General features: G+C 74.1%; 6 protein-coding genes. All 6 read right to left on the bottom strand.

Annotated elements, in window-relative coordinates; translation table 11 throughout:
- Positions 1-67: 67 nt before the first annotated feature.
- Entirely contained in the window at positions 68-1,264 is a 1,197-nt protein-coding gene (locus ABD308_RS16875; RefSeq protein ID WP_344335089.1) for a cytochrome P450, read from the bottom strand.
- The gene (locus ABD308_RS16870; RefSeq protein ID WP_344335087.1) at positions 1,254-2,408 is read right to left on the bottom strand and encodes a cytochrome P450; all 1,155 of its coding nucleotides are present in this window, start codon (positions 2,406-2,408) and stop codon (positions 1,254-1,256) included. Before ABD308_RS16870 ends, ABD308_RS16875 begins: the two co-directional genes overlap by 11 nt.
- A gap of 22 nt (positions 2,409-2,430) precedes the next feature.
- Positions 2,431-3,606 (bottom strand): cytochrome P450, encoded by a 1,176-nt coding sequence (locus ABD308_RS16865; RefSeq protein ID WP_344335084.1) that lies wholly within the window; start codon positions 3,604-3,606, stop codon positions 2,431-2,433.
- Between the two features lie 108 nt (positions 3,607-3,714).
- Positions 3,715-3,924 (bottom strand): MbtH family protein, encoded by a 210-nt coding sequence (locus ABD308_RS16860; RefSeq protein WP_344335082.1) that lies wholly within the window; start codon positions 3,922-3,924, stop codon positions 3,715-3,717.
- A gap of 17 nt (positions 3,925-3,941) precedes the next feature.
- The gene (locus ABD308_RS16855; protein ID WP_344335080.1) at positions 3,942-9,506 is read right to left on the bottom strand and encodes an amino acid adenylation domain-containing protein; all 5,565 of its coding nucleotides are present in this window, start codon (positions 9,504-9,506) and stop codon (positions 3,942-3,944) included.
- Between the two features lie 19 nt (positions 9,507-9,525).
- Entirely contained in the window at positions 9,526-14,049 is a 4,524-nt protein-coding gene (locus ABD308_RS16850; protein WP_344335078.1) for an amino acid adenylation domain-containing protein, read from the bottom strand.
- Positions 14,050-14,169: the final 120 nt, after the last annotated feature.

Here is a 14,169-nt window from a genome sequence, read left to right as displayed (position 1 = left end):
CCATCCCTGGATCGAGTCTTTTGCGATTGTGCAGCGCGATGGAGCGCCGCTCAAGCCGTCCGTTTGGTCACCACGTGACCAGCAGACTTTTGATTCCGTACGCGGGGGTGCTCAGCCGGAACTCGGTCGCCCCGGCGGGATCCGCCAGCCGAAGCCCCGGAAAGCGCCGCCACAGCCCGGTATAGGCGATGCGCAGTTCGAGGCGGGCGAGCGCGGCTCCCAGGCAGTGGTGGACACCGTGCCCGAACGCGACATGGGGGACGGGCTCCCGGGTGACGTCGAGACGGTCCACGTCCGGCAGCAGCGCGGGGTCGCGGTTGGCCGCCGGGAGGGAGCACAGGACGGTCTCCCCCGCCCTGATCACCTGGTCGCCGACGACGGTGTCCTCGATGGCGGTCCGGGGTGTCGGAGCGTAGGGGACCGTCAGGTACCGGATCAGCTCGTCGACCGCCCGGTCCGCCGACTGGACGTCGCCCCGCAGCGCGTCGATCTGCCCGGGATCGCGCAGCAGCGCCAGCACGCCCAGGCCGATCATGCCGGAGATGTTGTCGTCGCCGGCCAGCATCATCTGCACGCAGACGCCCCGCAGTTCCTCATCGGTGACCGCGTCGCCGTGTTCGGCGACGACCATCCCGATGAGCCCTTCGCCGGGCTCCTTCCGTTCCCTGGCGACCATGGTCACCAGGTACCGGGAGAACGCCTCGCCCGCGGCCGCCCGCCGGCGGGCGCTGAGCGAGGCGTCGAGATGCCGGTGGCAGAGCTGGAGGAACACCGCGCGGTCGTCCCGCGGCACCCCGAGCAGCTCGCACAGCACGGGGCCGGGCACCTGGTCGGCGAACAGCTCGATCAGGTCCGCGGGGGACCCCTCCCGCTCCATCGCGTCGAGGCGTTCCGCCACGATCTGTTCGATGTACGGGGCCATCCTGCGGATCCGGCGGTGGGTGAACCCCGGGGCCAGCAGGCGCCGTAGCCGGGTGTGCTCCGGCGGGTCGTAGTCCATCAGGTTGCCGACCAGCTCACGCGGCCGGAAGACGCCCTTTCCGCCGATCTCGTCGTTCCGGTCGAAGCGGCGGCGCGTGCTGAACCGGGTGTGATCGCCGAGGACCTGCCGGACGACCGCGTGCCCGGTCGCCAGCCAGGTCGTTTCGGCCCCCGCCCCGGATCCGATCGTGATCCGCGTCAGCGGTCCGGCGGCGCGCAGTTCGTCGGCCGGGTCGAAGCCCTGCCGACGCGTGTGGACCGGAGGCCGGTCGTCACCACTCAAGGGGAAGCTCCTCCACGGCGAAGGGGGCGGGACGGCCCGGCTTGAACCGCAGGTCCTCCTCGGGGACGGCGAGCCGCAGCGACGGGAACCGGCGGAACACCGCCGGCAGGGCCACCCGTAGCTGGAGCCTGGCCAGCGGCGCCCCGAGGCAGTGGTGGATGCCGTATCCGAACGCCAGGTGTTTCGGGTTCTCGCGGGTGATGTCGAAGCTCTCGCCCCGCGGACGGTTGATCGCCAGCAGGGAGCAGGTCATGACGTCCCCGGCCCGGATGTCGCGTCCGCCGACGTGCGCGTCCGCGAGAGCGACCCGGGGGGCCGGGGCCTCGACGATCGAGGCGTGCCGCAGCAACTCCTCGGTCGCGCCGTCCACCAGCTCGGGACGTTCGCGGAGCAGCGCCATCTGGTCGGGACGGGTCACGAACAGGAGCACCGCGACCGCCAGTTGGGCGGCCATCTGCTCGGCCGCCATGATCAGGTTCCCCTCGGCGAGGCCCGCCAGTTCCTCGTCGCCGACCTCCGCCCCGTACTCGCGCACGACGACGCCGAGCATCCCCTCGCCGGGATCGAGGCGCTTACGGGCCGCGAGCTTCTTGGTGTAGTTGACGACGCCCATCCCCGAGGAGGTCCGCTGCCGGGGGAGCCGGCTCTCCCGGCTCTCCCGGATCATGCGCGACAGCTCGGCCCGGTCGTCCCGGGGGACGTCCAGGAACTCGCAGGCGATGAGCGCCGGAATGGGCCAGGCCGCGTGCCTGACGAAGTCGACCGGCGACCCCATGTCCTCCAGGTCGTCCAGGCACTCCTCGACGATCTCCTCGATGCGGGGCCGCAGCCGCTCCATCCGCCGGGCCGAGTAGGCCGGGGCCACGGTCCTGCGCAACCGGGTGTGGTCCGGCGGGTCGTACGCCTGGAGGATCCCCGGCAGCAGGGCCCGGTCGGCCTCGTCGTCGACCGGCCGCATGGAGCTGAACCGCTCGGGATCGGCGAGGATCCCCCGGACCTCGTCGTACCCGGTGACCAGCCACTGCTTGCGGCCGTCCATCCCGGGCTCGGTGTCGTACTCGTGCAGCGACCCCTCGTCCAGCAGGTCGTGGAACTCCGGCACGGGATCGAGCCGGTGCCGCTGATGCGGTAGGGGCAGTGCCATCGGGTCCTCCAGTGTTTCGGTGCTACCAGTCGAGCAGCAGGGCTTCCACGTCGAACGGCGGCGGCCCCAAGGTGATCGGGCGGTCCGGCTCGGCCAGCCGCAGGGTGGGGAAGCGGTGCGCCAGCGCCGGTATCGCGACCCGGAACATCAGCTCGGCCATGGCCCGGCCGAGGCAGTGGTGGATGCCGTGCCCGAACGCCAGGTGGTCCGGCCTGCCCCGGGTGATGTCGAACCCGTCGTCGGCGTGCGGGTAGTCCCGGCGGTTGGCGGCCAGGAGAGAGCAGGTGACGGTGTCACCGGCCTTGACCAGGTGGTCCCCGATCCGCACGTCCTGCGTCGCGACCCGCGGATGGGTCTTCTCGTCGGTCGTGAGGTACCGCATCGTCTCGTCCAGCCAGTCCGGCACGCTGTCGGGCTTCTCGCGGAGCAGGGCGAACTGTTCGGGCTCCTCGACCATCAGCCACGCGCCGGCCGCGAGGAGACGGGCCACCTGGTCGGCGCCCGCACCCATGACGAACGCGGCCACCCCGGTCAGCTCGGCGTCCGTGATGGCGTCACCGTGTTCGCGCGCCACGACGCCGAACAGGTCGTCGCCGGCCTCCCGGCGCGACCGGGCGACGTGCTGCTTCATGTACGTCATGAACTTGTTCCCCGCCGCGGTGCGCCGCTTGTCCGACCGGTCGGTCCGGCTGGCGAGCAGGATCCGCGCCAGATCCGCCTGGTCGTCATGGGGAATGCCGAGGAAGTCGCAGGTCGCCGGGGTCGCCACCGCCCATCCGAAGTGCGGGACGAAGTCCACCGGGCCACCGAGTGCCTCGATGGCGTCCAGGCTCTCCTGGACGATCGCCTCGACCCGCGGCTGGAAGCCCCGCATCCGGCGGGCGGAGAACGCGGGAAGCACCATCCGACGCAGCCGCGTGTGCTCCGGCGGGTCGTACTGGGTGAGGAAGCCGGGCCAGGTGAAGCCGGCCGCGGTTCCGCCGTAGAGCAGGCGCGCGCTGAACTTGTCCGAACCGAGGACCTGCCGGACCTCGTCGAACCCGGTGGCGAGCCACGCGGTCCGCCCCTCGGCGGATTCCTCGGTTCCCAGGACGGTCAGGTCGCCCTCGGTCATCAGGGAGTGGAGCTCGGGCACCGGATCGAACCCGTTCCTCCGGTGCAGCCGCGCCGCCCGGACGACGTTGATCTCCTCGAACATGCTGCGGGTCCTTTCGCCTCATCCGGCCGGCGTTCGGGGAATGACGGTCACTGGGCGGTTGGACGGGCGCGCGGCCCGTCCAACCGCCCGAATCGAGCAGCTGGACACTCAGCCGCCGATCTCCGCGATCAGGCTCTTCGGCCGCAGGTCGGTCCAGTTCTCCTCGACGTAGGCGAGGCAGTCCTGGCGGGCGGCCTCGCCGTGCACCGGGGTCCAGCCGGCCGGCACCTCGGCGAAGGCGGGCCAGAGGGAGTGCTGGCCCTCGTCGTTGACGAGCACGAAGAAGGAGCCGTCCTCGTCGTCAAAGGGGTTGGTCATGGTGTGTTCCTCTCCTGCTACGGCCGCGGCCGGAGCTTCTCGGCGACGACGGCCCCGATCCGGGCCAGCGACGCGGGCTGCAACATCTCGTTGTGGTCCGAGGGGATCTCGTGGGGCTCCACGGTCCCGGTGGTCAGCGGCCGCCAGCTGGCGATCGCCCAGTCGACGGGCATGTGCGGCGGGCGGTCCTTCGCGGCGATGAACAGCAGGACGTCGGCGGCGATGCTCGGAGCGTCGTGCCTGGGCCCGACCTCGGCGAGGTTGCGCATCACCTCTTCCAGGCGGGCCCGGGCGCCGTCCCCCCTGGCCAGTGCGGCGGCGAGCTCCATCTGCTGTTCCTTCAGCCGGTCCACGGCCTCCTGGGCCTGCCCGTCGCCGCGCGCCTTCTTCCCCATGTAGGTGGGGTAGGCGTCGAGCAGGGCGAGCAGGGCGACCCGCTCGCCCTCGGCCTCGAACCGCGCGGCCATCGCCTGCGCGATCCGCCCGCCGAGGGACCAGCCGAGGAGGTGGTAGGGCCCGGTCGGCTGGACCGTGCGGATCTGCGCGACGTAGTCGGCCGCCATCTCCTCGACGCCGCCGGGCAGGGCCTCGGTGCGGGCCAGGCCGCGCGCCTGGATTCCGTACACCGGCTGGTTCGCCGGGAGTTCCCGCAGCAGCGGCCCGTAGTTCCAGCTCAGGCCGCCGCTCGCGTGGACGCAGAACAGCGGCGGACGGTCGCCGCCGGGGCGCAGCGGCAGCAGGACCTCGAAGTCGCCCGTGACGGTCTTCGCCACGACGCTGGAGCGCCGCCGCTCGCCCAGGACGGTCAGGGTGCCGGCGGCGGACCAGCGGGCGAGCAGGCCGGTGCGCAGCATCCGCCGGCCCTCGGCCCCGAACGGGTGGGCCAGGGTCTGGTCGGCCGGGCGCGCGTCGACCGCGGGGCCGGTGACGTGGAGACCGCCGACGGCCCCGGGCGCGACGGGCCGCAGCCGGTCGTCGAGCACCAGCGCGCCGAGCGGGCCGTCCTGGACCAGGTCGGCGAGTGCCGGGGGCACCGGTCCGGTCCACACCGCCGGGGCCTCGGCCGGGCGCTCGCGCTCGGTGTCGTCCAGCAGGAGGTCCAGGTCGCTGACGCGCCGGTGGGGGTCTTCGGCCACCTGCTCCAGGACGCGGACCAGCCGCCGGGCCAGCGCGTCGGCCGTGGCCCCGTCGAACAGGTCGACGGCGTAGCGGAGTTCTCCGTCGATGCCGTCGCCGTGGTCGTCCTCGTCGAGGTGCTCGGTGAGCCTGAAGGCCAGGTCCAGCTCGGTGGCCTCGGGCCGGCCGGGCTCGACGCTGGTGCGCAGGGCCGGCAGTTCCGTCGCGTCCCACGCGCCGGTGTCCTCCTCGGCGACCTCCAGGGACACCTGGAACACGGGGTGGCGGGAGAGCGAGGCGGGCAGGTCCAGCAGATCGACGACGCGCTCGAAGGGGACGTCCAGGTGCTGGCGGGTGTCCCGGACGGTCTCCTGCACCCGGGCGACGGTCTCCAGGAAGGTCGGGTCGCCCGGGAGGGTGGTGCGCAGTGGCAGCGGCCGGGCGAACGGCCCGACCATCGGCTCCAGGTCGATCAGGTCCTCGTCCCGGGGCAGCACCGTGCCGATCACCAGGTCGTCGCCCGCGCCCAGTCGGGTCAGCAGCATGGCGAGCGCGGCGTGCACCAGCTGGTGCGCGTCGGCGCCCGTCGGTTCCGCGGCCGCCAGCAGCCGGGCGTGCGGGGCGCCGTCCAGCCGCAGCGCGACCGCGCCGGCCTGTCGTGACGGGACGGCCGGGCGCGGACGGTCGAAGGGGAGGACCGTTTCCCCGTCGATGCCGGCGAGGTGGTCCCGCCAGAAGGACGCCTGGTCGTCGATCAGGCTTCCCTGCTCGCGCTCGCCCTCCAGCAGCCGCTGCTCCCAGACGGCGTAGTCGGCGAACTGCAGGGTCAGTGGCGCGCGCTCCGGGACCCGGCCCGCGCGCCGCGCGCCGTAGGCGGCCGCCAGGTCGCGGAAGTACACGTCCAGCGAGTCGTCGTCGGCGGCGATCCGGTGCACCGTCAGCGCCAGCACGTGCTCCCGCTCCGCGATCGCGAAGAGCTCGCAGCGCCACGGCGTCTCACGGGTGAGGTCGAAGGGCCGGCCGGCCCGTTCGGCGAGCAGCCCCGGGAGGTCCTCCTCGGTGGCCGGAACCGGCGTCAGCCGGGCCGTCGCGGAGTCGTGGACGTGCTGGTGGACGGTCGTGGCCTGGCCGGGGAAGGTCGTCCGGAGGATCTCGTGCCGGGACGCGACGTCACCGAGCGCCGCCTCCAGCGCGGGCACGTCCAGCCGGCCGCGCACCCGCAGCGCGACCGAGGCGTGCAGGCCCTCGGTCGTCTCTCCGGGACGGGCCAGCAGCCAGGCGCGGAGCTGCCGGGCGGTGAGCGGCACCCGCTCCGGCCGGGTGGCGGCCTCCAGGGCGGGGCGCGACTTCGCCGCCAGCGCCCTGGCGATGCCCGCGGGGGTGGGCGAGGAGAACAGCTGCCGGATGGGCAGGTCCGCGCCGATCTCCTCGCGGATCCGCGCGATGAGCCGCATGGCCAGCGCCGAGCTGCCGCCCAGGTCGTGGAAGGCGTCGTCGACGCCCACCCGCTCGACACCGAGGATCTCGGCGAACAGCACGCAGAGCACCTTCTCGGTCTCGCTCTCGGGGGCCTTCTCCGTGGAACGGTCCGCGAGGTCGGGGGCGGGCAGGGCCCGGCGGTCCACCTTGCCGTTCGCGGTGATGGGCAGGCCCGGACGGACGACGACCGCCACGGGGACCATGTAGGAGGGCAGGACGAGGCCGATCCGCCGCCGCATCTCCTCGACGTCGGCCTCGGCTCCGTCGGTGACGACGTAGCCGACCAGCCGCCGCTCGCCGGGCTGGTCCTCGCGTGCCACGACGACCGCCTCGGTCACGCCCGGCTGGGCGGCCAGCACGGCCTCCACCTCGGCCGGCTCCACCCGGAAGCCGCGGATCTTCACCTGCTCGTCGGCCCGCCCGACGAACACCACCTCTCCGTCGCGGTTCCAGCGCGCCAGGTCGCCCGTGCGGTACATCCGCTCACCGGCGAGGAACGGGCACGCGACGAACCGTTCGGCCGTCAGGTCCGGCCTGCCGAGGTAGCCGCGGGCCAGGCCGGTGCCGGCGATGTACAGCTCGCCGGTGATCCCCGGCGCGACCGGCCGCAGGAAGGCGTCGAGGACGTAGACGCCGCGATTGGCCATGGGGCGGCCGATCGGCAGCTCGTGTCCGGCCTCCTCGCCGGGCTCGATCGGCTTCCAGGTCGCGCACAGGGTGGTCTCGGTCGGCCCGTAGGTGTTCCTCACCCGCAGGCCGGGCTGGGCCCGCCGCAGGTTCTCCACCGCGAAGGCGGGAACGACGTCCCCGCCCGTGCCGACCTCGGTCAGACCCGTGAAGCATTCCGGTGACGCCTCCGCGAGGGCGCGGAAGGTTCCGGCGGTGAGGTGGACGGCGGTCGCGCCCCGCTCGACGGCCCGGCGCACACCGCCGGCGTCCACCACGCCCGGCTCGGCGAGCAGGATCCGGCCGCCCGTGGCGAGCGGCACCCACAGCTCGTAGAGCGAGGCGTCGAAGACGTGCGTCGCGTGCATCAGCACGCCGTCCCCGGGACCGATCCGCCAGCCCGCGTCGCCCGCCAGGCCGGCCACTCCCCCGTGGGTGACGGCCACGCCCTTCGGGACGCCGGTGGATCCGGAGGTGTACATCACGTACGCCAGGTCGTCCGCGCCGATCCGGGTCCCCGGAGCGGTGGCGTCCTGGCCGTCGACGGCCGCGCGGGTCTCCGGCGCGTCGAGGACGATCGCGTCCTCGGGTGCGGCCGTCCTGGTGGCGGCCGTGCACAGGGTGGTCGGGGCCCCGGAGTCGGCGAGGACGAGCGCGATCCGCTCGGCCGGGCTCCCCGCGTCGACCGGGACGAACGCGGCGCCCGCCTTCCAGATCGCCAGGAACGCGATCACCAGGTCGGCGGAGCGTTCCATGGCCACCCCGACCAGGGCGCCGCGCCGGACGCCGCGGCCGGTGAGGTAGTGGGCCAGCCGGTTCGACGCCCGGTCGAGCTCGGCGTAGGTCAGGTCCCGGCCGGCGGCGTCGGTGATCGCCACCGCGTGGGGTGCGGCGTCCACCCGCCGCCCGAACAGCTCGACCACGGACGCTCCGGGCACCGGGCCCGCGGTCGCGTTCCAGTCGTCCACCACCGCGGTGCGCTCGGCCTCGCTCAGCAGGGTCAGCCGGCCGACCAGCACACCGGGGTCGGAGACCAGCCGTTCCACCACCCGGACGAACGCGCCCAGGACGGATTCGGCGACCTCCCGGTCGAACAGGCCCCGGTCGTAGTTGAGGATCACCGGCATCCGCTCGCCCGGCCCGGTGACCAGGGTGAACGGGTAGTGCGAGGAGTCGCGCCCCTTCCGCACGGGGCGCATGTTCAGGCCGCCGTCCCCCGGCCGGTCGAGTCCGGTACGGGGGAAGTTCTCGTAGACGAGGAGCGTGTCGAAGACCGATCCGGGCCCGCCGGCGGCCTGCGCCTCCTGGAGGCCGAGGTGCTGGTGGGCCATCAGCGCCGACTGGTTCCGCTGCAACTCGGCGAGCAGGTCGACGACCCGCCGCGTGCCGTCGAGCCGAACGCGCACCGGCAGGGTGGCGAGCAGCATGCCGACCATCGACTCCACGCCGGCCAGCTCGGCCGGCCGCCCGGAGACGGTCGCGCCGAACACCACGTCGGTGCGGCCCGCCAGCCGCGACAGCACGACGGCCCACACGCCCTGGACCACGGTGCTCAGCGTGAGGCTGTGAGCGCGGGCCAGCCGGGCCAGCCGGTCCGTCAGCTCCGGGCTGAGCTCGGTCATCACCGTGTCGATGTCCGGCACCCGGCCCGGATCGGCCGGGGCGACCGTGGTGGGGGCGTCCAGACCGGCGAGCTCCTTGCGCCAGGCGGCCCGGGCCGCCTCCTTGTCCTGGCGGCCCAGCCAGGCGAGGTAGTCGCGGTAGGAGGTCGTGGCCGGCAGCCCGGACGGGTCCCCGCCGGCGGCGTAGAGCGCGGAGAGCTCGCGGTGGATGATCGGCATCGACCAGCCGTCGGCCAGCACGTGGTGCAGGGTGTGGACGAGCCGGTGGCTGTCCGGGCCGAGCCGGATCAGGTGCAGCTTCATCAACGGGGCCGTCTCAAGACGGAAGCGCTCGGCGAGCTCCTGCTCCGCCAGCCGCCCCACCTCGGCGTCGGCCAGGTCGTCCGGGAGTCCGGAGAGGTCGGTCTCACGCCACGGGATCGTGGCGCCCCGGAGGACGACCTGGACCATCTGCGCGCCGCTGACGTACCGGAAGCAGACCCGCAGCGCGGCGTGCCGGTCCAGGAGCGCCTGCCAGGACGCCTTCAGGCGCCCGGCGTCCAGCGGGCCCTCGATGCCGTAGACGGACTGCACGGTGTAGGTGTCCGGGCCGTCCTTGTCGAGGGCGGTGTGGTAGAGCATCCCCTCCTGCAGCGGCGACAGGGGCCAGACGTCTTCCACGCCGGAGCGAGGCTTTGCGGGGGTGTCGTCAACGGTCATGATCTGCTCCTTGTGGAGGTTATTCATCGGCCAGCCCGGCCTGGAGCCGGTCCATCTGGTCGGGCGAGAGGGCCACGAGCATCCCGTCGGGGGACGCCGGCTCCGTGCTCTCCCCGCCCTTGGCCGGGAGCTCCTTGGCGAGCGCCGCCAGCCGTTCGGGCGTCTTCTCCTCGAACACTTGCCACGGGGTCAGTTCCAGCCCTTCGCGGCCGAGCCGGGCGGACAGCTGCATCGAGCTGATCGAGTCGCCGCCGAGCTCGAAGAAGCTGTCGTCGGCCCCGACCCGTTCCACCCCGAGGATCTCGGCGAACAGCGCGCACAGCAGTTCCTCGACGGCCGTGCGCGGATCCCGTCCGGCGGGGTTCCCGGCGAAGTCGGGGGCCCGGAGCGCCCGGTGGTCGACCTTTCCGTTCGGGGTCAGGGGCATCAGGTCCAGCGGCACGAACGCCACCGGCCGCATGTGCTCGGGCAGGCGCTCGGCCGCCGTCCCGCGGAGGGCGTCGATCAGCGCGTCGGCCGGCTGCCCGGCCGCCGGGACGACGTACGCCACCAGCCGCTTCTCGCCGGGCCCGTCCTCACGGGCGGCCACCACCACCTGGGCGGCCCCGGGGTGGTCCGCCAGCACGGCCTCGATCTCACCCGGCTCGATCCGGTAGCCGCGCACCTTGACCTGCGCGTCGGCCCGGCCGACGAAGACCAGCTCCCCCTCCCGGGTCCAGCGGGCCCGGTCGCCGGTGCGGTACAAGCGGCCGCCGGAGGAGAACGGGTCGGCGATGAACCGTTCCGCGGTCAGGCCCGGCCTCGCGAGGTATCCGCGCGCGAGCCCCGGCCCGGTGACGTAGAGCTCACCGGCCACGCCGGGCGGCACCGGCTGCAGGAAGGCGTCGAGCACGTACGCCCGCGCGTTGGCGATCGGGCGGCCGATGGGGACCACGTCGCGTCCCGGGGACAGCGGCGGGCTCATCGTGGCGCACACGGTCGTCTCGGTGGGCCCGTAGGCGTTGATCATCCGCCGGCCCCCCGACCAGCGTTCCACCAGCGCGGGCGGGCACGCCTCACCGGCGGTGATCAGGGTCTCCAGGCCGTCCGGCAGGTCGTCCTCGACGGCCAGCACGCTCGGCGGCACGGTGACGTGGGTGATGCGCCACCGGCGCAGCGCCTCGCCCAGCGACACGCGCGGCGGCATGCTGTCGGGGTCGGCCAGCACCACGGTCCCGCCGGACAGCAGGGCCGTGCACAGCTCGGAGACCGCGGCGTCGAACCCGAGGGACGCGAACTGCAGGACCCGCGCGGAGGACGTCACGCCGAAGCGCTCGATCTGCGCGGCGGCCAGGTTGCCGAGCCCGGCGTGGGTGACCTGGACGCCCTTGGGCGTCCCCGACGAACCGGAGGTGTAGATCACGTACGCCGCGTCGCCCGCGGCCACGGCCGGCAGCACCGCTCCCGGGTCGGCGGCGGGCCGCTCGTCCAGCGCGACCACCGTGCCCGCGAAGCCGTCCGGCACGGCCGTCCTGGTCGCCCCCGTGCACAGCAGCACCTCGGGTCCGGAATCCGCCAGCATCAGCCCGATCCGGGCGGCGGGGTAGTCCGGGTCGACCGGGACGAACGCCCCGCCCGCCAGCGAGACGCCGAGAAGGGCCACCACCAGCTCCACCGACCGTCCGACCAGCACGGCCACCCGCGTCTCACGTCGGACGCCCAGCCCCGCCAGCCGCAGCGCCAGCTCCTCCGCCTCTCCCAGCAGCCCTCCGTACGACAGGCTCCGCGCCGCGTCCTCGACCGCGATCGCGTCCGGCGAGAGTTCCGCCCGGCGGCGGAACAGCACCGGCAGCGGCTCCGGCACGACCCGCGCGTCGGTGGCGTTCCACTCCTCGACCACCAGCCGGCGCTCCGCCGCGCCGATCAGGCCGACCCGGCCCACCGGAGTCCGCGGATCGGCCGCCACCTGCTCCAGCGCCCGGACGACCGCCGCCAGCATCTCCTCCGCCCGGGTCCGGTCGAAGGCGTCCGGCCGGTAGATGAACTCGCCGTGGACGCCGCCGTCGTGGGAGGCGCGCATGGAGACCGGATAGTGCCCGCTGTCGTTCGGGATCCCGGCGGGGCGCATCACGAGCGCGTCGGGGTCCTCGGACGGGAGCGGCGGGCGGGGGTAGTTCTCGAACACCACGATCGTGTCGAACGCGGCGCTCTGCCCGGCGAGCTGGTTGAGCTCCGACAGCCCGACGTGCTGGTGCGCCATCATCGCGACCTGGCGCTCCTGCAGGTGCGTCAGCATGTCGAGGAACGGTTCGCCACCCGCGAGGCGGGCCCGGACCGGCAGCGTGTTCATGAACAGGCCGACCACGGACTCGACGCCGGGGATCTCCGGCGGACGCCCGGCCACCGCGGAGCCGAAGACCACGTCGTCCCGGCCCGTCAGCCGGGACAGCAGCAGCGCCCAGACCCCCTGGAAGAGGGTGTTCATCGTGACGCCGTGCCGGCGCGTGAACTCCACCAGCCGACGGCTCAGCTCGTCGTCGAGTTCGAACCGGAGGCGCTCGGGCTCGACGGGCGCGGTGTGGGCCTCCGGCGGCACGACGTGGGTCGCCTCGTCGAGCCCGGCGAGCTCGGTCCGCCACGCCTCCCGGGCGGCTTCCTTGTCCTGGCGGGAGAGCCAGGCGAGGTAGTCGCGGTACGACGTCGGGGCGGGCAGGGACAGGCCGTCACCGCCCGCTTCGTAGGCCGCCATCACGTCGACGGAGAGGATCGGGAGGGACCATCCGTCGCAGGAGATGTGGTGGGAGGCGAGGGCCAGCCGGTGGCTGCGTTCGCCGATGCGCACCAGGTGCAGGCGCAGCAGCGGGGCCCGGCTCAGGTCGAACCGGTCGGCGTGCAGTTCCTCCGCGAGCCGCTCGAACTCCGCCAGCGCCTCCTCCTCGGGCAGGTGGGACAGGTCGGTCTCGGTCCAGGGCAGCGCCACCTCACGGGCGATCGCCTGCACGGCCCGGCCCGACCCGAGCTGGTGGAAGCTCGCCCGGAGGGCCGGGTGCCGGTCGACGAGGGCCTGCCAGGACGCGCGGAAGCGGGCGGCGTCCAGCGGGCCGTCGAGGGCGAGGGTGCGGATGCCCGCGTAGACGTCCGGGCCCCGCTCGTCGACGGCGTGGAACAGCAGGCCCTCCTGGAGCGGGGAGAGCGGCCAGATGTCGGCGAGGTCCGGAACGGCGGCCTCGATCTCCTCCACGTCCTGGTGCGTCAGCGCGGTGAGCGGGAAGTCGGAGGGGGTGTGCCCGCCGGCGCCGGGGGCGGCGTGCGCGGCGAGGCCGGACAGCAGGTCCAGCCAGGCCCGGCCGAGCGACTCCGCCTCGGCCTCACCGAGGATCCGGCCGGCCCAGGTCACGGTCAGCCGGAGTTCGGGTCCGTCCGGGGAGTCGAGGACGACGGCGTCGACCTCCACGGCGTGGCGCAACGGCGCGTGCTGCTCCGCCGCGCCGCCGATGGTCCCGGTCGCCTGCCAGGGCTCCGGGCCGCCGTCGGGGCCGGAGGGGAAGCGGCCCAGGTAGTTGAACCCGATCTCCGGCTGCGGCAACGCCGCCAGGACCGGTGCCGTCTCGGCGTTCAGGTGGCGCAGCAGCCCGTAGCCGAGGCCGCCGTCGGGCACGGTCCGCACGTTCTCCTTGACCTGCTTCAGCAGGTGGCCGGCCGCCTCGCCACCGGCGATCGCCTCGTCGGTGTCGATCCCGGTCACGTCCAGCCGCAGCGGGTGGATGTCGGTGAACCAGCCGACCGTCCGCGAGGGATCCAGCCCTGCGACGGGCCGGCGGCCATGGCCTTCGACGTCCACCACGACGGAGTCGCCGCCGCGCCACCGGGCGACCGCGCCGGCCAGGGTGGCCAGCAGCACCTCGTGGACACCGCAGTGGAAGGCCGGGGCGGCCTTCTCCACGAGCACGCCCGTGCGCTCGCGCGGCAGGGTCCACGACCTGCGTCCCGCGGTCGCGACGGTGTCGCGCGTGGGGTCGAGGGGGGCCAGCCGCTGTTCCGCGCGGTCGAGGACCTCCGTCCAGGTCCCGAGCTCCGCGGTCCGGAGCGCGGCCTGTTCGGCCAGGGTCAGCGCCCAGCGCCGGAACGGGACCTCCACCGGGTCGAGAGCGGGCTCCCGACCCGTGATCACGGCCTCGCACGCCGTCCGCAGGTCCAGCAGCAGGATCAGCCACGACACCGCGTCGGCCACCAGGTGGTGGGCCACCAGCACGAGCCGTCCCACCCGACCGGGTCCGGCGTCCACCCACACCGCCCGGATCATCACACCGGCGGCGGGATCCAGCCGTGCCGCCGCCTCTCCGGCGCACCGGTCCGCGGCCTCGTCGAGGTCACCGCCGTCCGCCTCGACCCGCTCGATCAGGGCCGCCGCGTCCACCGTGCCCCGGCCGGACACGACCAGGCGCGGTTCCTCGCCCCTGGCCACGACGACCCGGCCGCGCAGCAGGTCGTGGGTGTCGATCACCGCGCCCAGCCCGGCCGCCAGCGCGTCCGGCGTCAGGTCGCCCGGGGTGCCCACGGTCATCCACTGGGTCAGCGCCCCTCCGGCCAGCGCCCCGGGGTCGCGTTCGATGAGCGCCCGCGCCACCGGCGTCCACGGGACCTCGNNNNGGTCCCACCGGCGTCGCGCCGCCCTGCTCGGCGA

The sequence above is a fragment of the Kitasatospora putterlickiae genome, assembly GCF_039527695.1.
Lineage (GTDB): Bacteria > Actinomycetota > Actinomycetes > Streptomycetales > Streptomycetaceae > Kitasatospora > Kitasatospora putterlickiae.
This window is presented reverse-complemented; position numbering and strand designations above follow the sequence as displayed.